General features: G+C 65.2%; 19 protein-coding genes, 1 tRNA gene and 1 pseudogene. 15 read left to right on the top strand and 6 right to left on the bottom strand.

The window, feature by feature from the left end:
* Positions 1-25: 25 nt before the first annotated feature.
* On the bottom strand, positions 26-1342 hold the full coding sequence (locus ABDV78_RS00105) for a sigma-54 dependent transcriptional regulator (protein WP_343525095.1): 1317 nt from the start codon (positions 1340-1342) through the stop codon (positions 26-28).
* Positions 1339-3129: an ATP-binding protein gene (locus ABDV78_RS00100; RefSeq protein WP_343525094.1), complete on the bottom strand. Its 1791-nt coding sequence runs from the start codon at positions 3127-3129 to the stop codon at positions 1339-1341. Before ABDV78_RS00100 ends, ABDV78_RS00105 begins: the two co-directional genes overlap by 4 nt.
* Positions 3130-3321: 192 nt before the next feature.
* Between ABDV78_RS00100 and ABDV78_RS00095 the strand changes: the two genes are divergently transcribed.
* From ABDV78_RS00095 to ABDV78_RS00085, 3 genes are all read left to right on the top strand, one after another.
* A complete protein-coding gene (locus ABDV78_RS00095) occupies positions 3322-4656 on the top strand; it encodes a dicarboxylate/amino acid:cation symporter (RefSeq protein ID WP_343525093.1) in 1335 nt (444 codons plus the stop codon).
* Between the two features lie 104 nt (positions 4657-4760).
* Entirely contained in the window at positions 4761-6260 is a 1500-nt protein-coding gene (locus tag ABDV78_RS00090) for an alginate export family protein (RefSeq protein ID WP_343525092.1), read from the top strand.
* 43 nt (positions 6261-6303) lie between these two features.
* Entirely contained in the window at positions 6304-7596 is a 1293-nt protein-coding gene (locus tag ABDV78_RS00085; protein ID WP_343525091.1) for an MFS transporter, read from the top strand.
* A 9-nt stretch (positions 7597-7605) separates the two neighbouring features.
* Here the strand turns inward: ABDV78_RS00085 and mtnP are convergent, their stop codons facing one another.
* Positions 7606-8511: an S-methyl-5'-thioadenosine phosphorylase gene (mtnP, locus tag ABDV78_RS00080; protein WP_343525090.1), complete on the bottom strand. Its 906-nt coding sequence runs from the start codon at positions 8509-8511 to the stop codon at positions 7606-7608.
* Positions 8512-8841: 330 nt separating this feature from the next.
* Between mtnP and ABDV78_RS00075 the strand changes: the two genes are divergently transcribed.
* The 4 genes from ABDV78_RS00075 (at position 8842) to ABDV78_RS00060 (ending at position 13186) form a co-directional block, all read left to right on the top strand.
* Entirely contained in the window at positions 8842-9405 is a 564-nt protein-coding gene (locus ABDV78_RS00075; RefSeq protein ID WP_343525089.1) for a TetR/AcrR family transcriptional regulator, read from the top strand.
* Between the two features lie 69 nt (positions 9406-9474).
* Complete coding sequence (locus ABDV78_RS00070; RefSeq protein WP_343525088.1) at positions 9475-10590, top strand: glycosidase; 1116 nt, start codon at positions 9475-9477, stop codon at positions 10588-10590.
* Positions 10587-12182 (top strand): alpha-amylase family glycosyl hydrolase, encoded by a 1596-nt coding sequence (locus ABDV78_RS00065; protein ID WP_343525087.1) that lies wholly within the window; start codon positions 10587-10589, stop codon positions 12180-12182. The genes ABDV78_RS00070 and ABDV78_RS00065 overlap by 4 nt, the downstream gene beginning before the upstream one ends.
* Positions 12179-13186 carry a glycosyltransferase family 4 protein gene (locus ABDV78_RS00060; protein WP_343525086.1) on the top strand — a complete coding sequence of 336 codons (1008 nt, stop codon included), beginning with the start codon at positions 12179-12181 and terminating at the stop codon, positions 13184-13186. The genes ABDV78_RS00065 and ABDV78_RS00060 overlap by 4 nt, the downstream gene beginning before the upstream one ends.
* Here the strand turns inward: ABDV78_RS00060 and ABDV78_RS00055 are convergent.
* Complete coding sequence (locus ABDV78_RS00055; RefSeq protein WP_343525085.1) at positions 13165-13635, bottom strand: MarR family transcriptional regulator; 471 nt, start codon at positions 13633-13635, stop codon at positions 13165-13167. The two genes, ABDV78_RS00060 and ABDV78_RS00055, sit on opposite strands and share 22 nt — an antisense overlap.
* A 63-nt stretch (positions 13636-13698) precedes the next feature.
* On the opposite strand from ABDV78_RS00055, the gene hppD reads away from it, so the two are divergent.
* The 4 genes from hppD (at position 13699) to ABDV78_RS00035 (ending at position 17118) form a co-directional block, all read left to right on the top strand.
* Positions 13699-14760 carry a 4-hydroxyphenylpyruvate dioxygenase gene (gene hppD / locus ABDV78_RS00050; protein WP_343525084.1) on the top strand — a complete coding sequence of 354 codons (1062 nt, stop codon included), beginning with the start codon at positions 13699-13701 and terminating at the stop codon, positions 14758-14760.
* A gap of 98 nt (positions 14761-14858) precedes the next feature.
* A complete protein-coding gene (hmgA, locus tag ABDV78_RS00045) occupies positions 14859-16136 on the top strand; it encodes a homogentisate 1,2-dioxygenase (RefSeq protein WP_343525083.1) in 1278 nt (425 codons plus the stop codon).
* The gene (gene maiA, locus ABDV78_RS00040) at positions 16133-16765 is read left to right on the top strand and encodes a maleylacetoacetate isomerase (RefSeq protein WP_343525082.1); all 633 of its coding nucleotides are present in this window, start codon (positions 16133-16135) and stop codon (positions 16763-16765) included. The genes hmgA and maiA overlap by 4 nt, the downstream gene beginning before the upstream one ends.
* Entirely contained in the window at positions 16762-17118 is a 357-nt protein-coding gene (locus ABDV78_RS00035; protein ID WP_343525081.1) for a Rieske (2Fe-2S) protein, read from the top strand. The genes maiA and ABDV78_RS00035 overlap by 4 nt, the downstream gene beginning before the upstream one ends.
* A 3-nt stretch (positions 17119-17121) precedes the next feature.
* Here the strand turns inward: ABDV78_RS00035 and ABDV78_RS00030 are convergent, their stop codons facing one another.
* Positions 17122-18000, bottom strand: coding sequence for a PEP-CTERM sorting domain-containing protein (locus ABDV78_RS00030; protein ID WP_343525080.1), 879 nt, complete (start codon positions 17998-18000; stop codon positions 17122-17124).
* A 112-nt stretch (positions 18001-18112) separates the two neighbouring features.
* On the opposite strand from ABDV78_RS00030, the gene ABDV78_RS00025 reads away from it, so the two are divergent.
* From ABDV78_RS00025 to ABDV78_RS00010, 4 genes are all read left to right on the top strand, one after another.
* Complete coding sequence (locus ABDV78_RS00025) at positions 18113-18388, top strand: metal/formaldehyde-sensitive transcriptional repressor (RefSeq protein WP_343525079.1); 276 nt, start codon at positions 18113-18115, stop codon at positions 18386-18388.
* A gap of 35 nt (positions 18389-18423) precedes the next feature.
* Entirely contained in the window at positions 18424-19383 is a 960-nt protein-coding gene (dmeF, locus tag ABDV78_RS00020; RefSeq protein ID WP_343525078.1) for a CDF family Co(II)/Ni(II) efflux transporter DmeF, read from the top strand.
* Positions 19384-19419: 36 nt separating this feature from the next.
* Positions 19420-20055, top strand: coding sequence for a L,D-transpeptidase family protein (locus tag ABDV78_RS00015; protein ID WP_343525077.1), 636 nt, complete (start codon positions 19420-19422; stop codon positions 20053-20055).
* Between the two features lie 111 nt (positions 20056-20166).
* Positions 20167-20240: transfer RNA gene (locus ABDV78_RS00010), tRNA-Gly, on the top strand.
* Positions 20241-20447: 207 nt separating this feature from the next.
* Here ABDV78_RS00010 and ABDV78_RS00005 read toward each other — a convergent pair.
* Positions 20448-21311, bottom strand: a pseudogene (locus tag ABDV78_RS00005) (IS256 family transposase); the annotation flags it as partial.
* Positions 21312-21446 lie beyond the last annotated feature (135 nt).

Below are 21446 nucleotides of genomic sequence, written 5' to 3'. Positions count from 1 at the left end.
CAAGCGGCAATGGGAGCGTTCACGATCAGGTGCGGGTCGGTCGATAGGCGTTCAGGTCGATCCCGTGTCGCGCCACCTTGTCGTAAAAGGTCTTGCGCGGAATGCCCAGCACGGCCAGCGCGGCCCGAACATCGCCCGCCACCTCCTCCAGCACGGCACGGATCGTCGCCCCCTCGAACCGCTCGACCCGCTCGGGCAATGGCAATGGGTCGCCATCGGCCTGCCCTTCGCCGGAAAGGCCCAGCGCCACGCGATTGGCATAGTTTCTCACCTCACGGACATTGCCCGGCCAGTCGTGCGACAACAATCGCGCCTGGACGACCCCATCGACCAGCGGCACGGGACGACCGAAGCGCTCCGCCGCCTCACGCAGGAAATGGGCGAAGAGCAGCGGCACGTCGGCGCGACGTTCGCGCAGCGGCGGCACGCGCAGGCGCACCGCGTCCAGCCGATAGAGGAGATCGGCCCGGAACCGCCCTTCCGTAACCGCCCTCGCCAGATCGGACTTGGCCGCCGCAACGATCCGCAGGTCGAGGATCTGGGGATCTTCGGCACCGATCGCGCGGACTTCCCGCTCCTCGACCACGCGCAGCATCCGCCCCTGAAGCGCGGGGGCCATGCTGTCCACTTCATCGAGAAACAAGGTGCCCCGGTTCGCCGCCGCGATCCGCCCCGCCACGCGACCATGCGCCTGACCGAACAATTCGTCCTCGGCGATCGTCTCGGGCAGTGCGGCGCAATCGACCGCCACGAAAGGCCGGGTCCGCCGCCCGCTCCAGCGGTGCAGGAGCAGCGCGACCAGTTCCTTGCCGGTTCCGGTCTCCCCCTCGATCAGCACATCGACATCGGCCTGCGCGACCTGTCGCACCGTATCGCGCAGGCGCATCATCACCGGAGTCTCGCCGATCAGGGGATAGGCCCCCTGTGCTTCCTCCGCCGCCAACCGCAGCCGCCGATTATCGAGGATCAGCCGCCGCATCTCCAGCGCGCGTTCGGCACTGGCGATCAGGTGATCGGCGGCAAAGGGCTTCGCGACGAAATCGAACACGCCCTGCTTCAAGGCGGCGACCGCCATCGGCACGTCACCATGCCCGGTCATCAGGATCACCGGAATTTCCGCATCGATCGCCGCCACCCGCCTGGCGAGTTCGATTCCGTCGATCCCCGGCATGCGGATGTCCGAGACGACCATGCCCGGGAAATCGGCATCAATCACCGACAACGCGGCCAGCGGATCGCCATGCGCCTCGACATCGATCCCGGCCAGTTCGAACGACTGGGCCAGCGCCTGGCGCAACACCGTGTCATCGTCGACCAGCAGGACCCGCAACCCCTCCCTCATGCCCGGCGCATCCGAATGCGAAAGCCCGCCCCGCCCAGCGAAGAGGATGTGACCTCCAGCATGCCTCCAAACTCCGTCATGATGTCCCGTGCGATCCCCAGGCCCAGTCCCAGCCCGTCCGGCTTCCCCGTCACGAAGGGGGTGAAGATTTCGGAGGCGATCGCCGGGTCCAGGCCCGGGCCGTTGTCTTCCACCGTCAGTTCGACGCCGTCGGGCCGTTGCGCGACACTCAGGCGCACGACGGGATCCGGCCGACCGGCGACTGCGTCAAGGGCGTTCTGGAGCAGGTTGACCAGCACCTGCTCCAGCCGCACCCGTCCGGCGATCACCTGCGGCAGCGCGCCGCCCGCGGGGCGATCCAATGCGATGCCCGCACTTCGGAACCGGTCCCCGATCAGCAGCATCGTGCCATCCAGAACCTCGTCCAGCGACACCGGCCCCAGACCATGCGCACCCCGTCGGGCAAAGCGGCGCATTTCCTGGACGATCGACCCGATCCGCTCCGTCATCTCGACGATCGTCGCCAGATTGGCCCCGGCCCTGTCGGGCATGGCACGTGACAGGAAGGTGCGCGCATTTTCCGCCAGCGTCCGTATCGCCGCCACGGGCTGGTTGATCTCATGCGCGACGCCCGTGGTGATCGACCCCAGCGAGCCCAGCCGGTTGGCCTGCGCCAATTCCTCGCGAGCCGCCCGGAAGCGTTGGTCGGCGCGGATCCGCTCGGCGATCTCGACCGTCAGACGGTCATTGATCGCACGCAACTCCGCCGTTCGGCGCGCGACCTCGACCTCCAGCGCCTCGCGCGCACCCGCGGCGCGCTCGGCACGCGTGCGCCACCACAGGGCGAACAATGCCAGTCCGATAAGCACCATCGCGAACAGCGCCGTGACCGATCGCACCCATCCCGCCGCCGCCCGCAAGGCCGGTTCGGACGGCAGGATGTGAAGCAACCGCCAGCCGGGTAGCGGCGCGGCGGCCTGTCCGAGCACATAGCGGGTTCCCCGTTCATCGGTGACCATGGCGTCCCGACCCATATGATAAGGGATGGGCCGCAGCCGGATGCCGCCGAATTGCTGGCTCTGCGCGATCGCAGCCCGCGCTGCCTCGGTCAAAGGCCTTATGGTGGTGAAACGGGCGGCCGAATCCGTGGTGACCGCGACCACACCATGATTGTCCACCAGGAACGTCTGTCCCGGGTCGCTCGCCCAGGCCAGTCCGATACGGCCGAACTCGACCTTCACCACGACCACGCCGGATGGCGCGTTCGCCGGTCCGATACGCCGGGCCAGGAACAGCCCAGCACGACCGCTGGTGTTGCCGAGCGCGAAATATTCGGACGTGCCGCTGCGCATCGCCTGCTGAAAATAGGGCCGGAAATTATAGTCGCGTCCCACGAAACTGTCCGGCTCCCCCGCGTTGGAGGCGGCGACGGTCCGGCCGTGACGGTTGATCGCATAGATGACCGGGGCTCCGGTACGCTCGGCCAATCCGCGCAGCTTTTCGTTCAACCGGCCCGCCGCCGCGCGCGATCCGTTACGCAGCGCCTCTCCGACATCTGGATATTCGACCAGGACGATCGGCAGGAGGCGAAAGCGCCGTAGCTCGCTGTCCAGCAACCGTTCCTGCTGCCGGGCGATACGGACCGAATCGGCGCGGAGCGTGTCCATCGCCTGGCGATGCGCATAGACACGCAAGACCAGCCCCGCCGCGATCGTCAGCACCACCACCACCAGGAGCGGGATCGCATTGCGGAGGTTCCGGCGGGTCAGGGCGAACGGCCAAACCATCTGTGCGGAATACCGCAACAAGATTGGAAGCGCCATGCGGAATTTCGCCCTTCAACCTACGACACCTTAGAAAAAGTGCATACATTTCAATCGGTTATTTAATATTTCCTTTGTTTTGAATAAGTTGGCGCGATCCCGCACAATGGCGGCAACCGGAGCGCGGTCCACCGCGTCCGTTTGGTTTTGAAGAGGATGACGAAAGCCGTGATCGCACAGGATTATGCCGTCGCCGAGGCACCCCGGCGGGGACGCATCTGGTCTCATCTCTATTTTCAGGTTTTGGTCGCGATCGCATTGGGCGCGGTCATCGGTCATTTCTGGCCCAGCTTCGGCGAAGCGCTGAAGCCGCTCGGCGACGGCTTCATCAAGCTGGTGAAGATGATCATCGCGCCGGTGATCTTCCTGACCGTGGTGACCGGCATTGCGGGCATGCGCGAACTGGGCTCGGTCGGGCGGGTTGCGGGCAAGGCGTTCTTCTATTTCATCAGCGTCTCGACGCTGGCCCTGATCGTCGGCCTGATCGTCGCGCACGTCGTCCAGCCGGGCGCCGGGATGAACGTCAATCCCGCGACGCTCGATACCGGCGCGGTCGCCGACTATGCGCACAAGGCGCATGAGACGACGATCACCGGCTTTCTGCTCGGCATCATTCCCGACACGCTGGTCAGCGCCTTCACCCAGGGCAACATCCTGCAGGTGCTGATGGTCGCGATCCTGTTCGGCATCGCCATGGGGCTGGTCGGCGAACCCGCCCGGCCGCTGCTCGCCAGCCTCGAGCGGCTGAGCATCGTGGTGTTCCGTCTGGTCGGCATCCTGATGCGCGCCGCCCCGATCGGCGCCTTCGGGGCGATCGCCTTCACCATCGGCAAATATGGCGTCGGCAGCCTGGTCAATCTCGGCGCGCTCGTCGCCACCTTCTACCTCACCTCGCTGCTTTTCGTGCTCGTCGTGCTGGGCACCATCGCCCGGCTCAACGGATTCTCGGTCCTGAAGCTGATCCGCTACCTGAAGGCCGAACTGCTGCTCGTCCTCGGCACTTCATCGTCCGAAGCTGCACTGCCCAGCCTTCTCCAGAAGATGGAAAAGGCCGGCTGCGAAAAATCGGTCGTGGGCCTGGTGGTGCCGACCGGATACTCGTTCAATCTGGACGGCACCAACATCTACATGACCCTGGCGGCGCTGTTCATCGCCCAGGCCTGCGGTGTCGATCTGACGCTGGGCCAGCAATTGATGTTGCTGCTGGTTGCGATGCTGAGTTCCAAGGGGGCGGCGGGCGTGACCGGCGCGGGCTTCATCACGCTGGCCGCGACGCTATCGATCGTTCCCACCGTTCCGCTGGCGGGCATGGCGTTGATCCTGGGTGTCGATCGGTTCATGTCCGAATGCCGCAGCCTCACAAACTTCATCGGCAACGCGGTCGCCACCGTCGTCGTCGCCCGGTGGGAAGGGGCGCTGGACAAGACCGCGCTCGATGCCGCGCTGAACGGGGCCCCCGCCCCGTCGCAGGCGGCCCCCGTCATCGCCTGAAGATCGGAGGGGCCCGGTCGGCCGATCCGCCCGGGCTCTTCACTGCGTTTCGACCGTTATATCCTTGATAGGATAGAGAAACGGTCCAGTAGAGGGTTCCTGATATGAAGTTCGTCCGGCTCGCCCGGGTCGCTGCGATGGCGGCGACCGGCCTGACCCCCGCTTTGCCGTTCGCGGTCGCCGACGCCCAGACCGTCACGCCCCAGGCGGTAGCGGAACCCGCCAGCCCGACCAGCACAGCCTATCCGGCGGCGGCGTCGGGCGACGGCAACACCGTCGGGGGATACAACCAGTCCCGTTGGGCTGAGGACTGGCGCAAGCTGTGCGATCCGGCCAAGCGCGACGATCCGATCGATGCGCTGAAATGCGTCAAGCTGACCCGGGATGGCGCATCCTATGTCACCTTCTCGGGTGAGCTTCGCACCCGGATGAACCTGACCACCAATCCGAACCTGCGCGAGGTCGAGCAGCAGCGACAGGATATCGCGCGCATCGTCGGCGGCGCCGATGTTCATCTCGGCGACCATTTTCGCGTCTTTGGCGAACTGGGCCGCGCCGAGCTCCAGGGGATCAACCTGGGGAGCCCCAATGCCAATCTGCGTAACCAGCTGACCGTGCAGCAGCTCTTTGCCGAGGTGAAGGGGCAGGCGCTGGGGCTCGACGTCGGCGTGCGCGCGGGCCGGCAGGAGTTTTACGACGGGCCCCAGTTGCTGACGGTCGGACGCGACAACAACAGCCTCTATTTCGTGCTGGATGGCGTGCGGGCCTATGCCCGCGGGGCCAATGCGCGGATCGACGTGTTCGACCTGAACTATGTCAATTACGGCTTTGGCGGGATCAGCGACGACCGGACCAATCCCGATATTCGTTTCACCGGCGCGACCTTCGGATTTCGCCTGTCCCCCAAGCTCTTCGGCGGCTCCAAGCTGTTCCTCGATCCTTTTGTCTGGCGGCTGCGCAACCGGCGCGCGACATGGGGCGGCATAGTGGCCCCGGAGGAACGCTATTTCCTGGGGCTCCATGCCTATGGCGATGTCGGCCCGCTCAATATCGACTGGACGGTCAACAACCAGCGGGGCAACTTCGGCGACCGGACGATCTCGGCCTGGCAGGCGTTCGTCGCCCAGACCTATCGGCTCGGCAAGACGCCCAGCGCGCCCAGGGTCGGTGTCCATTTCGACTATGGCTCGGGCGGCGGCAGCTATGAGCGGACTGGCGCGCTGAACTCGACGAGCGGACTGTTCGGCAACAACGTCTATTACAGCTATGGCCTATTCCTGACCCCGACGAACCTTCTGTACGCCGCGCCGAACTTCTCCTTCACCCCGCTGAAGGGCGTGCGGGTGGCGGCGGAATACGGCTTTGCCTGGCGTCCCGATGAGCAGGACGCAGTCTATCGCGCCAGTGGGGCCGCATGGGCGGGCACGCAGAATGTCCGCGGCAAGAAGGTCGCCGAGATCGCGCGCCTCCAGGCGGTATGGACCATAACACCACGCCTTTCATTCACCGGCCGTTACGAACATTTCAAGGCCGATACGGTCCTCCAGCGGGCCAATCTGAAGAGTTCGGACTTCTGGGCCGGTTGGCTCAGCTTCCGCTTCTGACGATTGGCCCGAACACCCACGCATTGCAACAGGGGAGTATGACATGACCAAAGCCCACGCCGATCCCGGGCGCGAACGCCTGAAAGCCATTATCGGCGGTTCGACCGGCAATCTCGTCGAATGGTTTGACTGGTATGTCTATTCGGCCTTCACGCTCTATTTCGCCCCGCATTTCTTTCCGTCGGAGGACCGCACCGCCCAACTGCTGAGCGCGGCCGCCGTCTTCGCGGTCGGCTTCATCATGCGGCCGATCGGGGCATGGGTGATGGGCATCTATGCCGACCGCAAGGGACGCAAGGCGGGGCTCAGCCTGTCGGTCACGTTGATGTGCGCAGGGTCGCTGATCATCGCGATCACGCCCGGCTATGCCACGATCGGCCTGGCCGCGCCCGCCCTGCTGGTGATCGCCCGCCTGATGCAGGGGCTGTCGGTCGGTGGCGAATATGGCGCCAGCGCGACCTATCTGACCGAGATGGCCGGCAAGGACCGGCGCGGTTTCTTCTCGTCCTTTCAATATGTCACGCTGATCTCGGGCCAGTTGCTCGCCATCTGCGTCCTCCTGATCCTGCAAGCCACCCTGTCGGAGGGTCAACTGGACGAATGGGGCTGGCGCATCCCCTTCGCGCTCGGTGCGGTGCTGGCGGTCGTCGTCTTCTATATCCGGCGCGGGCTGGCCGAGACCAAGAGCTTCGAGAACGCCAAGAAGGACGGCACGCCCCAGTCGGGCCTGATCCAGCTCTTTACCAAGCATCCGCGCGAAACGATCACGGTCATGCTGCTGACCGCCGGTGGCACCCTCGCCTTCTATGCCTATTCGATCTACATGCAGAAGTTTCTGGTCAACACCAGCGGCTTCAGCCGCGAGGTCGCCAGCCAGATCAACGCCGTCACCCTGTTCATCTTCATGCTGCTCCAGCCGCTGGCGGGCGCCCTGTCGGACCGGATCGGTCGCAAGCCGCTGATGGTCGGGTTCGGCATCGCGGGGGTGCTGTGCACCTATCCGATCTTCTCGACGCTGGCGACGACGCGCGATCCGATCCTTGCGGGAGCGCTGGTGATGGTCGCGCTGGTCGTCGTGACCGGCTATACCTCGATCAACGCGGTGGTGAAGGCCGAACTCTTCCCCGCCCATATCCGCGCCCTCGGCGTCGCCCTGCCCTATGCGCTGGCCAACACCATCTTCGGGGGCACCGCGGAATCGGTCGCCCTGCTCTTCAAGAAGGCCGGGATCGAGCAGGGCTTCTACTGGTATGTCACCGCGATGATCGGTGTCTCGCTGATTGTCTATCTGCGGATGCGCGACACCGCCAAGCACAGCCAGATCGTCGAGGACTGAGACGATCGATCAGCCACCCCGTGCGGCCAGGACGCGAGATACGACCGGGCCGAGGCTCTCCGCCTTGGCCCGGTCGAGATGCGAGACATGGGTGATCAGCGCCTGGTCGAGCACTGTGTCGATCGGTGACGGCGTCCGTTCTCGGGGAAGGAGCTTCGCCAGCTCGACGACCAGCGCCCGCGCGATCGTGGCATTGGCGGCCAGTTGCGCCAGCACCGCATCGACCTCGACATGCGCTTCGTCCTCGCGCCAGCAATCATAGTCGGTGACCATCCCGATCAAGGCATAGGGCAGCTCGGCTTCGCGCGCGAGCTTGGCCTCGGGCATGGCGGTCATGCCGATCACGTCCGCGCCCCATTGGCGGTACAGATGGCTTTCGGCGCGGGTTGAGAATTGCGGCCCCTCCATCGCCAGATAGGTACCGCCATGGGCTACCGAGGCCCCGGCCCGCTCGCCCGCCTGCGCCGCGAAGATGGAGAGGCGCGGACAGACCGGGTCCGCCATCGAGACATGGGCGACCAGGCCAGCCCCGAAGAAGCTGGTGTCACGGTGCACCGTCCGATCGATGAACTGGTCGACCGCGACGAAACGGCCCGGCGCCAACTCCTCGCGCAGCGATCCGATGGCGGAGATCGCCAGCACATCGGTGCAACCGGCCTGCTTCAACGCATGGATATTGGCCCGCGCATTCACGTCGGTCGGTGACAGGCGATGCCCCCGGCCGTGACGCGGCAGGAAGACGAAGCGGACATCGCCGATCCGACCGCGCACCAGCGTATCGGACGGCGCACCGAACGGTGTATCCAGCACCAGCGTCTCGACATCCACCATCGTATCGATGGCATAGAGCCCGGACCCGCCGATGATCCCGATCGTCCAGCCGCTTTCACCCGTCACCATGCGTTCCTTATCCATGCGGCCTTATCCATGCGGGCCGTTCGCTACCCCCAAACAGCCCGCGATACAAAGGGGCATAGGCGGTCGCCGCTGGTCACCGCCTATGCCGAGGCCGTCGCGATCGATGGCTCCAAGACGGAATATTTGGACACACTGTGAAACTCCCCCAGGCCCATGACGTTTATGGTATTAGGGCCTTGTCTAATTCGCACGCGCAAAAAGCAACGGCGTGGTATAATTAAATTTGACCTTCTGCCCCGTAGACCGCAAAAGGCGATTATGCCCATCACCAAACGGACCGCTGGACGCCCAACGCGAGAGCAGGCCCAGCAAATCGACGATATCATCATGTCGGGCGCCCGTGAGGCGTTCTGTCGTCGGGGGATCGAGGGCACGTCGATGGAGGAAATCGCGCTCGCCGTCGGGGTCAGCAAGCACACCATTTACCGCCGCTATGCCGGTAAGATGGCCTTGCTGGATGCAGTCGTGACCCGTGATCTCGACCGCCTGAGTCACGCGATGCTGGAGGATGCGACGGGCCATGATCCGCTCGAACGCCTGAAGGAAAACGCCCGTCGCTTCTTCTTCTTTTGCGTCGAGCCCGATACGGTCCGCTTCACGGCTTTCCTGACGTCGGAGGCGATTTTCTCCGAAGAGTTGCGGCAACGGTTCGCGACGTGGGACCGCGTCCTGTCCGATCCGATCATCGACTGCATCAGCGCGTCGCAGGATGCGGGCCTGCTGCGTTCGGACGATACGGCGCTGTCGCTGTTCGGGCTTCTCGCCGATATTCTGGACGGGCCGAGCCGGCGGATGCAGTTCGAACTGGCCGACCCCTTTTTCGGCCTCGAACCGGAGGATTTCTTCGAACATCGCTGGTCGGTATTCCTGAAGGTCGCGACGGCCGGTTAGGGGCGGCGCGGGACAGGGGCTCCCGCGGAATGATCGGGAACGCGCGGTGACAGCAGGCGTTGGCGGGCCATGTCCGACGATCAGTTGATCTTCCGCCCCGACGATGTCGACCTTTCCCGTTCTCCGCTGCGTCGGGGCATTGACGAGCCCACCTATGTGCTCGGTGCCTTCAACCCCGGCATGACCCGGCTGGCGAACGGCAACCTCCTGCTGATGGTGCGGGTGGCCGAGGCGCTGTCGGAGCCTGTGCAGGGTGAGCATGTCAGGGCGATCCGTTGGACGGAGGCCGGTTATGTGCTGGATCCTCATCCGATCGATCGCGTCGACATGACCGACCCGCGCCAGTTCGCCATCCGGGGGGCAGCGCATCGGATCCTTGCGCTGACCTCTCTATCCTGGCTCCTTCCCGTGGAAGTATCGCCCGACGGTGGGACGATCCTGGCCGTCCATTACGACAAGGCGATAGAGCCCGCCGCGTCCTGGCAGGATTATGGCGTGGAAGACGCACGGATCAGCCGGATCGGCGATCGCTGGTACATGACGACCTGCTCGGTTTCGGCCGAGCGGCATTCGACCACGCTTCATATCTCCGACAATGGCCTCGATTATCGGCTGGCGGGGATCATCCTCGACCATCAGAACAAGGACATGCTGTTCTTCGAAGGGCTGGTGGACGGCCGCTTCATGGCGCTGACCCGGCCGCTGGGCGAGGTCTATTTCGCCTATCCCGGGGAGAGCCCCTTTGTCGGCGGGCCGTCGATCAATTTCGCCACCTCGCCCGACGCGCTGCACTGGAAGCCGGTCGAGGCGCCGGGCATCCGTGCGCGCAAATCCTCGATCTCGGCGATGAAGGTCGGGGGTGGCACGCCACCCATCCTGACCGATCAGGGATGGCTGACGCTCTATCACGGGGTGGAGCGCCGCGAATCGGTCGGTATCTATCGCAGTTTCTGGGCCTTGTTCGATGCTACGGACCCGACCCGCGTGCCGCGGATCGAGGATGACCATCCGATATTGGAGGCCGACCCCGCCCTCACCGCCCCCATCGCACACCAGATGTACCTGCCGACCCCGGTCGTGTTTTCCACCGGGATCATCGACATGGGCGATCATTATCTGGTCGCCAGCGGAGAAGCCGATCTCGCATGCCGGATGACCCGCCTGCCCAAGGCGTTGTTTCAATGAGCGCCGCGCATTGGTGGCAATCGGGTGTCCTCTATCAAATCTATCCCTGGTCCTATCAGGATAGCGATGGCGACGGCATCGGCGACCTGCGCGGGATCGAGGCCCGGCTCGACTATCTGGTCGAACTGGGTGTGGATGCGATCTGGCTGTCACCGATCTTCCCCTCCCCCATGGCGGACTTCGGTTATGACGTGGCGGACTATTGCGACGTCGATCCGCGCTTCGGGACGCTGGCCGATTTCGACTCGCTCCTTGCCTCCGCCCATGCGCGGGGCCTGAAGCTGCTGCTCGATTTCGTGCCGAACCATAGTTCCGATCGCCATCCCTGGTTCCTTGAAAGCCGCTCGTCGCGCGACAATCGGAAACGCGACTGGTATATCTGGCGCGACCCCGGGCCGGACGGCGGTCCGCCGAACAACTGGATCAGCGATTTCGGCGGCTCCGCCTGGTCCTATGACGAAGCGACCGGCCAATATTATTATCATGCCTTTCTGAAGGAACAGCCTGACCTCAACTGGCGCAACCCGGAGGTGCGGGCGGCGATGCTGGAGGTCCTGCGCTTCTGGTTCGCGCGCGGCGTCGACGGGTTCCGCATCGACGTGCTGTGGCACATCATCAAGCATGTCGCCTTTCCCGACAATCCGATGAACCCCGATTGGGACCCGGCCATGGGCGAGATGCACCGGGTGTTCCAGTTGAACTCGACCGATCAGCCCGAGGTGCATGACATCGCTGCCGACATGCGGGCGATCGCCGATGCCTTTGGCCGTGACGGCGACGAACGGGTGCTGATCGGGGAGATCTATCTGCCGGTCGAGCGGCTCATGCGCTATTATGGAGTCGATGGCGAAGGGGTTCACCTGCCCTTCAACTTCCAGTTGATCGACGCACCCTGGAATGCTCGCGACCTGGCACGGATGATCGGGGACTATGAAGCCGCGCTTCCTCCCGGCGGCTGGCCCAACTGGGTGCTGGGCAATCACGATCGCCCACGCAGCGCGACCAGGCGCGGTCCAGACCAGGCGCGGGTCGCCGCGATGCTGCTGCTGACGCTTCGGGGGACGCCGACCCTCTATTATGGCGATGAACTGGGTCTGCGGAACGGCGTCATTCCGCCCGATCGCGTCCGCGATCCACGTGAGTTGCGCGAACCCGGCCTGGGCCTCGGTCGCGATCCGGTTCGTACCCCGATGCCATGGGACGAGAGCGCGCATGCCGGCTTCACGACCGGCGAACCCTGGCTTCCGCTGGCGGCCGGTTGGCCGCAGGAGAATGTCGCGGTCCAGATGGCATGCCCCACCTCGATGCTGACGCTTCACCGCGCGCTGCTCGCGCTGCGCCGTGCGACGCCCGCCCTGGCGGTCGGCTCGATCCGCCTGATCGGGGCGGAGGGGGATGTTCTCGCCTATGAACGGGAAGCGGATGGCGAACGGTACGTCATCGCGCTCAATCTCGGTCCTCACCCCGCGCGGGTCTGGCTACCGCCGGCCCGCCCCGTCCTCTCCACCCTGCCCGGCCCGTTGCCGGACGCGGCGCCAGACCATCTGCGCCCCGATGAGGGACTGATCCTGAAAGTCGAAACCGCCGCATGAAGATCGCCATGCTTGCCCCGATCGCGTGGCGTACCCCGCCGCGCGCCTATGGTCCCTGGGAACTGGTCACGAGCCTGCTGACCGAAGCGCTGGTCGCGCGCGGGGTCGATGTCACCCTGTTCGCCACGCAGGACAGTGTCACGCGCGCGACGCTGGCCGGGCCGGTGCCCGCCGCCTATTCCGAAGACCCCGCCATCGACGCCAAGGTTTGGGAGATGCGCCACCTCGCCGCCGTGTTCGAGCGCGCGGGCGAGTTCGACCTGATCCACAACCAGGCGGACTTCCCCGCCCATGCCTTTTCCGGGCTGGTCGACACCCCGATGGTCACCACCATCCACGGCTTTTCGTCCGAGCGGATCATGCCGATGTACGAACCCTATCAGGAGCGGGTTCACTATGTCGCGATTTCGGACGCCGACCGGCATCCCCGGCTCCGCTATGCCGCGACCATCCATCACGGCATTCCGATCGACGAATTTCCCTTCGACCCGATCGGCAGCGACGACCTGCTGTTCTTCGGCCGCATCCACCCCGACAAGGGCGCGGCGCAAGCGATCGCGGTTGCCCGCGCATGCGACCGGCGGCTGACCATGGCGGGCATCGTCCAGGACCAGGGTTACTGGGAGCGCGAGGTCCAGCCCCATGTCGATGGCGAACGCATCGTCTATCGCGGCCCGGTCGGCGGCGTCGACCGCACCCGGGCGCTCGGCGGGGCCAGGGCGCTGCTCCACCTCATCAACTTCGACGAACCGTTCGGCCTTTCGGTGGTCGAGGCGATGGCGTGCGGCACGCCGGTCATCGCGATCCGGCGCGGATCGATGCCCGAATTGATCGAGGACGGCGTGACGGGCTTCCTGGTCGACAATGCCGAACAGGCGGTGGCGGCGGTGAAGCGCATCGACGAGATCGACCGGAGCGCCTGTCGCCGGGCCGCCGCGCAACGCTTTTCGGTCGATCGGATGGCCGACGACTATCTGGCGCTCTACCGCGCGATCCTGGGCTGATCGCGCAAGGCCAGCGCGACCGCGTCGATCCGGTGGAGCATGGCGACGAACGTCTCCAGTTCCTCCGGCGCGAATCCGGCGAACAGTTGCTCCTCCAGTTCCAGCGCCTTGGGCGAGACATCGGCATAAAGCTCCCGGCCCGCATCGGTCAAGACGAGCAGATGCGATCGCCGGTCGCCGTCATGCGCGGTCCGGGCCAGCAAGCCCCGCCCCACCATCGCGATCGCCGCGCGCGAGACGGTGACCTTGTCCATCCGGCTCCGCTCGCACACCGCCGACTGCGCCACCGCCCCCTCCTCCGCGACGATCGCGATCAACCGCCATTCGGGAATCGTGAGGCCGAACAGTTGCTGATAGGCGCTGGCGATGTGATCGCTGACCAAGTTCGAGGTGATGGACAGGCGATAGGGCAGAAACGCGTCCAGCCGCAATTCGCGAGATCGTAACATTTGACACCATTTCTCCGGTCTGCGATTTAGTGACGAACGTTACTGGATCAGGAGATGGACGTCATGGCAACCACCCCGAACAATCCGCTGGGCCTGGACGGCTTCGCCTTTTGCGAATTCACCACCCCCGAACCCGACACGCTGGCACGGCAATTCGACATGATGGGCTTCGTGCCGACCCATCGTCACCCCGAAAAGGCGATCACCCGTTACAAGCAGGGCCGGATCACCCTGCTCCTCAACGCCGAATCCGAAGGCCAGGCTGCCGATTTCCGGGCAGAGCATGGTCCCTCGGCCAGCGGCATGGGCTTCTACGTCGCCGATCCGGCGGAAGCGTTCGATCATGCGGTGAAGGGGGGCGCAACCCCGGTCGATGCGGCGCGGGGGTGCCTGGCCCCGGACGCCAAGGCGATCGAAGGGATTGGCGGCAGCTATCTGTATCTCGTCAAGGCGGGCGGCGACCTGTTCGCCGACTGGCACGAGATGGACGGCTGGCGACAGGCGGAGGTGGAGAATAATGTCGGCCTCGACCTGCTCGACCACCTGACCCACAATGTGCGGCGTGGCGAGATGCGCACCTGGTCGGGCTTCTACTCCAAGCTGTTCGGTTTCGAGGAGCAGAAGTATTTCGACATCAAGGGCAAGGCGACCGGCCTGTTCAGCCAGGCGATGATCGCCCCCGACAAGGCGATCCGCATCCCCCTGAACGAGAGTCAGGACGAGAAATCGCAGATCGAGGAATTCATCCGCGAATATAATGGCGAAGGCATCCAGCACCTCGCGCTGACGACCGACGACATCTACGACACGGTGGAAAAGCTCCGCGCGCGGGGCGTGCGGTTGCAGGATACGATCGAGACCTATTACGAACTGGTCGACAAGCGCGTCCCCGGTCATGGCGAGGATCTCGACCGGCTGAAGCGCAACCGCATCCTGATCGACGGGAATGTCGGCGAGGAAGGAATCCTGCTCCAGATCTTCACCGAGAATATGGTCGGCCCGATCTTCTTCGAGATCATCCAGCGCAAGGGGAATCAGGGCTTCGGCAACGGCAATTTCCAGGCCTTGTTCGAGAGCATCGAGCTGGATCAGATTCGGCGCGGCGTCATCACGGTGGATGCATAAGCATCCCCGATGCGCGCCCGGCCCACGCGACTGAGCCAGCGCATAAAGCGCGGCTTGGTCGCGGCTGACGCGCTGGCATGTTGTGGAGAGGAGCAAGCATGACCACATCCTACATCCCGGGCTTCGCCAACCATGTCGCGACCGAGGCGGTACCGGGCGCGCTGCCCGTCGGGCGCAACTCGCCGCAGCGCCCCGCCTTCGGCCTTTACGCCGAGCAGCTCTCCGGCACCGCCTTCACCGCGCCGCGTCACGAGAACCGGCGCTCCTGGCTCTACCGCCTCCGCCCCACCGCCGAACATCCGCCCTATGCGCGATATGGCGGCGCGCCCCGCTTCGCACCGGGCACCGGCGACGCTCCGCTGCCCCCCAATCGCCTGCGCTGGGATCCCGCCCCGATGCCGCCGCCCGGCACCGATTGGATCGACGGCATGACGACGATGCTGGCCAATCGCGACCCCGCCGACCTGGAGGGCGTGGCGATTCACGTCTATGCCTGCAACCATAGCATGGAGCGGGTGTTCGTCGACGCCGATGGCGAACTCGTCTTCCTGCCCCAGGCCGGTCGCCTGACGATCCTGACCGAGTTGGGTCGGATCGACATCGCGCCGGGCCAGATCGCTTTGGTGCCGCGCGGCGTCCGCTTTCGCGTCGAGCTGCCCGACGGAGAGGCCGCGGGCTATGTCGCTGAGAATCACGGCGGCCTGTTCCGCCTCCCCGATCTCGGCCCGATCGGTGCGAACGGCCTGGGCAATCCGCGCGATTTCGAGACGCCGGTGGCCTGGTTCGAGGATCGCGACGTACCGACACAGGTGGTCCAGAAATTCCTCGGATCGCTCTGGACCATGACGCTCGATCACAGCCCGCTCGACGTGGTGGCGTGGCATGGCAATCTGGCGCCCTGGCGTTATGACCTGTCGCGCTTCAACACGATCAATACGGTCAGCTTCGACCATCCCGATCCCTCGATCTTCACGCTGTTGACCTCGCCCAGCGACGTACCCGGACGGGCCAATGCCGATCTCGTCCTCTTCCCTCCGCGCTGGATGGTCGCCGAGGACAGCTTCCGCCCCCCCTGGTTCCACCGCAATGTCATGTCGGAGGCGATGGGGCTTATCACCGGAGCCTATGACGCCAAGGCGGAAGGCTTCCGCCCCGGCGGGCTGTCGCTCCACAACCTGATGGCGGGCCACGGCCCCGACCTCGCCAGTTGGCAAGCCGCGAGCAATGCCGACCTGAAACCCCACCGGATCGAGGGGACGATGGCCTTCATGGTGGAAAGTTGCTGGCCCTACCGCCCGACCTCCCATGCACTGAGCCGGGCCCAGCTCGATTATGACGCGGTGTGGAAGGACTTCCCCAAGGCGCGGCTGCCATGACCCTGACGCTGCACGGCTATTGGCGGTCGAGCGCGGCGTATCGCGTGCGGCTCGCCCTCGCGCTCAAGGGGCTGCATCATGACAGCGTGGCCCATGACCTGCGCATCGGCGCACAAAGGGCCGATGACTATCGCGCCTTGCAGCCGCAAGGGCTCGTGCCGGTGCTGGAGGGCCCCGACGGCCCGCTGATCCAGAGCCCCGCGATCCTCGAATGGCTGGAGGAGCGCTTCCCCGATCCGCCCTTGCTCCCCTTCGATACGGCCGGGCGGGCCGTCGTGCGCGCCATGGCCGCGCTCGTCGCGTGCGACATTCATCCGATCAACAATCTGCGTGTGCTGACCATGCTGCGACAGGACATGGGGGCCGACGAAGCCGCGATCCGGCGCTGGATCGGCCATTGGATCGCTGAAGGCTTTGCCGCTTTGGAAATGCTGATCGTGCGGCATGGGCGGGGCTTTGCCTATGGCGACACCCCAACGCTCGCCGACTGTCATATCCTCCCACAGGTCTATAACGCCGAACGCTTCGCGGTCGATCTGACACCCTATCCCGCCCTGGTCGCGAGCGCGGAAAAGCTGCGCCATGCGGTGCCCCAGGCCGCGCCGGACAGGCAGGCCGACGCCGGATGACCGACCGGCTGACCTCGACACCACCCGGCATCGCACTGGGTCCGCTCGACCTGATCGCGGACGGTCGGGCACGCAACTTCGTGCTTCAGATGCGGGCGGGTCGCTTCCACGGCTTCGTCGTGCGGCGGGGGCAAGCCGTGCATGGCTATGTCGACCAATGCCCGCATATGGGCCTGCCGCTTGCGCAGGAACTGGACGGCTATCTCACCCCCGATGGCGATCGGGTCGTGTGTTCCTGGCATGGCGCGATCTTCGCGATCGAGGACGGCCTGTGCCTTGGCGGGCCCTGTCGCGGCCAGAGCCTGACGCCCTGGCCGGTCACGGTCCGCGACGGGGCGATCGTCACGGCATAGCGGTCATCGGGGCGATGGCTGGGCGAGTTCGGTCTGCGCGATCGCCTGCAACCGCCCGACAAGACGCGGTTCGAGCCCCAGATCGGCACCCGCCCGCTCGCCCTCGCCCAGGCGCCGGACATCATAGCCGGTCACGCGGCCGAAGATGACCAGCGCCTCCAGATAATAGCCCGCCGCGCTGGCATGATACTGGTCCCAGGTCCACAGGTCGATCTGACCAAAGGCGATGCCGTCATAGGGGTTGGGGTCGGCGATCCGATCACGCCATGCGCGGTTCCAGGCCTGGCCGACGGGGATCGCACCCGATAATTCAGGGTAACGGCGCAAGGCATAGGCGTTGCCCGCCGCCAGATCGTCGGCCATCGCGTTGATCGCGCGCCCCCGCCACGGGCTGGGCGTGCGATAGGTCAGGTCCGCGCGGCTCCATGTGGTCACCAGTTCCACCCGGACGCGCGGATTGGCACGGCGCAGCATGGCCGCGATCCGCCCGGCCGCTTCGGCATGGCGCGCCGGATCGCCCGGCCGTTGTGCATCGAACGTGCTATAGCCCTGAAGGATCACGACATCCCAGGGACGATCGATCTCGCGCCGTTTCACGTCGTAATGAAATGCCAGGTCCCGTCCGCCCGCCGTCTCCAGGCTGACCGTCCAGTTGAGCCCCGCCTGGTCGGCAAAGCTCTTGAACAGGGCAGGCACCCCCCCGATCCCCTCATTGTTCAGATCCCGCACCAGGTCGGGGCGATAGCGCATGACCGGGGAATGCGCCCCGAACGTAAAGCTGTTGCCGACGAACAGGATCGACTCGGCCCGGACCGACGTTGCCGCGCCCGCCATCGATACCATTCCGGCGAACATCGCCACCACCGCACGCCATCGCCGCATTGTCGATCATCTCCCCGTCGACCCTATTGCCGCCATTCGATGCCCAACCCGGCGCGGAGGAGCAAGCACCGCATTGCACTCTGTCGCCATATACCCTATACCCCTATGCATTATGGCGCATGTTACGACGAGCAAGGAAAAGATCATCGCCCGCGTCCGTCGGATCGCCGGGCAGGTCGCCGCGATCGAACGATCGGTGGCGAACGACGCCGATTGTGCCGAGACGCTGCATCTGGTCGCGGCGGTGCGCGGCGCGGTGGCAGGCTTGATGGACGAGCTGGTCGAGGATCATCTGCACGCCCATGTCGCCGCGCAGGGGTTGTCCGACCCCGAGCGGACCGCCGCCGCCGCCGAGCTTGCCAAGCTGCTCCGCCGCCATTTCCGTTGACCACCATTCCGAGACCCGCCGCGAAGGACGCCGCCGTGACCCTCTACAGCCATGACTATCTGGGCCATGCCCATGACGAGAATGCCCGCCGGACCCGCCTGGTCGTCTGGCTGTCGGCGGGGATGATGGTGGGAGAGATCGTCGCGGGCTATTTCACCGGGTCGATGGCGCTGCTGGCCGATGGTTTTCACATGGCCACCCATGTCGGCGCATTGGGGATCGCCGCGATCGCCTATTCCTATGCCAAGAAGCATGTCGCCAATCCGCGCTATAGCTGGGGGACCGGCAAGGTAGGTGAACTGGCCGGTTTCGGATCGGCGATGGTGCTCGGCCTTGTCTCGCTCGGCATCGCGTATGAATCGATCACCCGGCTCGCCGATCCGCATCCCGTGGCGTTCCGCGATGCCATCCTCGTCGCAGTGCTGGGCCTGCTGGTCAATCTGGTCAGCGCGTGGATGCTGGGCGGCGGCCACGGCCATTCCCACGACCATGGACATCATCACGGGCATGGACATGGGCATGGGCATTCGCACGATCATCACCAGGACCATCATCACGACGATGCCCATGACCGGCATGGTGGCGATACTAACATGCGCGCGGCCTATATCCATGTGCTGGCCGACGCACTGACCTCGGTCATGGCGATCGTCGCCCTGGTTGCGGGGCGCTATCTGGGATGGCTGTGGCTCGATCCCGCAGTCGGTTTGCTCGGCGCGATCGTCATCGCGAACTGGTCGGTCGGACTGATGCGGCAGGCCTCGTCGGTCCTGCTCGACGCGGCCGATCCGAAGCTGGCGAGCGAGGTCCGTGAGCGGGTGGAAGGGCCCGGCGACACGCGCATCCATGATTTCCATATCTGGCGGATCGGTCCGACGGCCCATGCCGTGGTGCTCGCGATCGAAGGGATTGACGGTCCCATCAGCAGCGCGATGGTGCACAAACGGCTCGACGACATGGCCGCCGTAGGCCACGTCACGGTCGAGGTCCGCTAACGCTTCGTTCAACCGAATAGCCTTATCATGCCTCCGATGAGAACGCTCAAGATCCTGGCGTGGTCGATCATTCTGGGCGCGGCCGGCGGCGCCGCGATGCTGTTGCGTCCTTCGTCGCAAGCCGTGAAGCCCGTGCGACGCGCCGCCCCGGCCGCCGTGCCACCTTCGCCCCCGGCACCAAGTCCGACTCCAAGACCTTCCCCTACCCCCGAGCCGTTCGTGGTTCGGCGTATCCTGGATCTCAAAAAGCCGCTGCACCACGGGGATTATGTCTGGGACGAAAGCGGTGCGCCGCCCGGACCCGTCGTCATCACCGTGGACCTGGCCGCTCAAGTCGTATCGATCTTCCGCAATGGCTTCGAGATCGGCACGGCGGCGATCATCTATGGTGCGGACAACATGCCGACCCCTCTCGGCGTGTTCCCCATCCTGGAAAAGGATGCCGATCACGTCTCCAACCTGTATGATGCGCCGATGCCTTATATGCTGCGGCTGACCCGCGACGGGGTCGCCATTCATGGCAGCGAGGTCCGCTATGGTTATGCCACCCATGGTTGTGTGGGCGTTCCCACCGCCTTTGCCCGCAAGCTGTTCGGCGCGACCCATATCGGCGACAGGGTGATCGTGACAAACGGCAAAAGCCTGGCGATGGGACAGTCGATCATCGGCTGAGGCGCCAGGGAAAATGTCCATGATCGGCTTGCCAAACGCCTCGCAGTCTCATAACTGGCGCTCAAGGCCATCAGCCAAAGCGATCCCGATCGCCGACGCGCCGATGATGCCGCGGGTGTAGCTCAATGGTAGAGCAGAAGCTTCCCAAGCTTACGACGAGGGTTCGATTCCCTTCACCCGCTCCAGAGCCCCCTCTCAGGGGGTGCCAAAACGCCTCATAAGTGGCTGTTTTCTGAGAGTTTTCGGTGGTATAATTTCCGGGCAGTTCCGGACATGTTCCACTCAATCTCAGACGAATGATGGATCACTTGATGGACCTGCGGCCAATTTGCGGCGTCGTCCATGCAGGCGCCGAGCTTGGGCCAGCGGGCGCGCAACTGGTCGGCGACCTATCGCCAGACCTGCGTCGCGGCGGCATGGTCGGGCTGGAGGGAGACCTGGCGGATGGCGGCGGCAACGACGGTGTTCTGGCCCTTGGGCACGTAGGCCAGGGCATTGCGCATGAAGTGGACGCGGAAGCGCTGCCAGGTAGCGCTAAGCACGCGGGTGATCGCCGCCTTGAGGCCCTCGTGGGCATCGGAGATGACCAGCTTCACGCCGGTCAGGCCGCGGCGGGGGAGGTCCTTGAGGAAGCTCGACCAGAACGGCTCTGCCTCGGAAGGGCCGATATGCAGGCCGACGATCTCGCGCTTACCCTCGGTGTTGACGGCAACGGCGATTATCGCGGCGACACTGACGATCCGCCCGCCTTCGCGCACCTCGAGGTAGGTGGCATCGAGCCAGAGGTAGGGCCAGTCGCCGGCGAGCGGGCGCTTGAGGAAGGCATGGACGCGCTCGTCGATGTCCTTGCACAGCTTGGAGACCGACGACTTGGAAATGCCGGTCATGCCCATCGCCTGCCCCAGCTCATCGACGCGCCGGGTGCTGACGCCGGCGATCCACGCCTCCTGGATCACCGAGACCAGCGCCTTCTCGACGGTCTTGCGCGGCTCCAGGAAGCCGGGGAAGTAAGCGCCGGTCCGCAGCTTGGGGATCTTGAGGTTGAGCGTGCCGAGCCGGGTATCGAGGCTGCGGTCGCGATAGCCATTGCGCCAGGTTGTGCGATCGCCGGACCGCTCGTGCCGGCCGGCACCGACCAACCCATCAACATCGGCCTCCATGATGATCTGCAATACGCTCTCGGCGATCGTGCGCAGGAAATCTCCATCTCCGGTCTTCGCCATCAACTCGGCAAGCGGTAGTCTGTCGTCGGTCAATATCGATAAAGAGGTGGCTCGGTTTGTCTGCACAGGCTCGCGGCGTGAATAAGTGGATTGCCGCTGGTTGATCATGCCGCTGCGAGAAGCGGCTGTGCGAAGTATATCTGGTCGGGCGTTCGGCCGCCAAGCGCG

This window comes from Sphingomonas sp. (assembly GCF_039594485.1).
Taxonomy (GTDB): domain Bacteria; phylum Pseudomonadota; class Alphaproteobacteria; order Sphingomonadales; family Sphingomonadaceae; genus Sphingomonas.
This window is presented reverse-complemented; position numbering and strand designations above follow the sequence as displayed.

Bases quoted from the DNA above. Each gene is read 5' to 3' on its own strand.
- ABDV78_RS00105 (WP_343525095.1), bottom strand. From the start codon at position 1,342: ATGAGGGAGGGGTTGCGGGTCCTGCTGGTCGACGATGACACGGTGTTG.
- ABDV78_RS00100 (WP_343525094.1), bottom strand. From the start codon at position 3,129: ATGGTTTGGCCGTTCGCCCTGACCCGCCGGAACCTCCGCAATGCGATC.
- ABDV78_RS00095 (WP_343525093.1), top strand. From the start codon at position 3,322: ATGACGAAAGCCGTGATCGCACAGGATTATGCCGTCGCCGAGGCACCC.
- ABDV78_RS00090 (WP_343525092.1), top strand. From the start codon at position 4,761: ATGAAGTTCGTCCGGCTCGCCCGGGTCGCTGCGATGGCGGCGACCGGC.
- ABDV78_RS00085 (WP_343525091.1), top strand. From the start codon at position 6,304: ATGACCAAAGCCCACGCCGATCCCGGGCGCGAACGCCTGAAAGCCATT.
- mtnP (WP_343525090.1), bottom strand. From the start codon at position 8,511: ATGGATAAGGAACGCATGGTGACGGGTGAAAGCGGCTGGACGATCGGG.
- ABDV78_RS00075 (WP_343525089.1), top strand. From the start codon at position 8,842: ATGTCGGGCGCCCGTGAGGCGTTCTGTCGTCGGGGGATCGAGGGCACG.
- ABDV78_RS00070 (WP_343525088.1), top strand. From the start codon at position 9,475: ATGTCCGACGATCAGTTGATCTTCCGCCCCGACGATGTCGACCTTTCC.
- ABDV78_RS00065 (WP_343525087.1), top strand. From the start codon at position 10,587: ATGAGCGCCGCGCATTGGTGGCAATCGGGTGTCCTCTATCAAATCTAT.
- ABDV78_RS00060 (WP_343525086.1), top strand. From the start codon at position 12,179: ATGAAGATCGCCATGCTTGCCCCGATCGCGTGGCGTACCCCGCCGCGC.
- ABDV78_RS00055 (WP_343525085.1), bottom strand. From the start codon at position 13,635: ATGTTACGATCTCGCGAATTGCGGCTGGACGCGTTTCTGCCCTATCGC.
- hppD (WP_343525084.1), top strand. From the start codon at position 13,699: ATGGCAACCACCCCGAACAATCCGCTGGGCCTGGACGGCTTCGCCTTT.
- hmgA (WP_343525083.1), top strand. From the start codon at position 14,859: ATGACCACATCCTACATCCCGGGCTTCGCCAACCATGTCGCGACCGAG.
- maiA (WP_343525082.1), top strand. From the start codon at position 16,133: ATGACCCTGACGCTGCACGGCTATTGGCGGTCGAGCGCGGCGTATCGC.
- ABDV78_RS00035 (WP_343525081.1), top strand. From the start codon at position 16,762: ATGACCGACCGGCTGACCTCGACACCACCCGGCATCGCACTGGGTCCG.
- ABDV78_RS00030 (WP_343525080.1), bottom strand. From the start codon at position 18,000: ATGCGGCGATGGCGTGCGGTGGTGGCGATGTTCGCCGGAATGGTATCG.
- ABDV78_RS00025 (WP_343525079.1), top strand. From the start codon at position 18,113: ATGGCGCATGTTACGACGAGCAAGGAAAAGATCATCGCCCGCGTCCGT.
- ABDV78_RS00015 (WP_343525077.1), top strand. From the start codon at position 19,420: ATGAGAACGCTCAAGATCCTGGCGTGGTCGATCATTCTGGGCGCGGCC.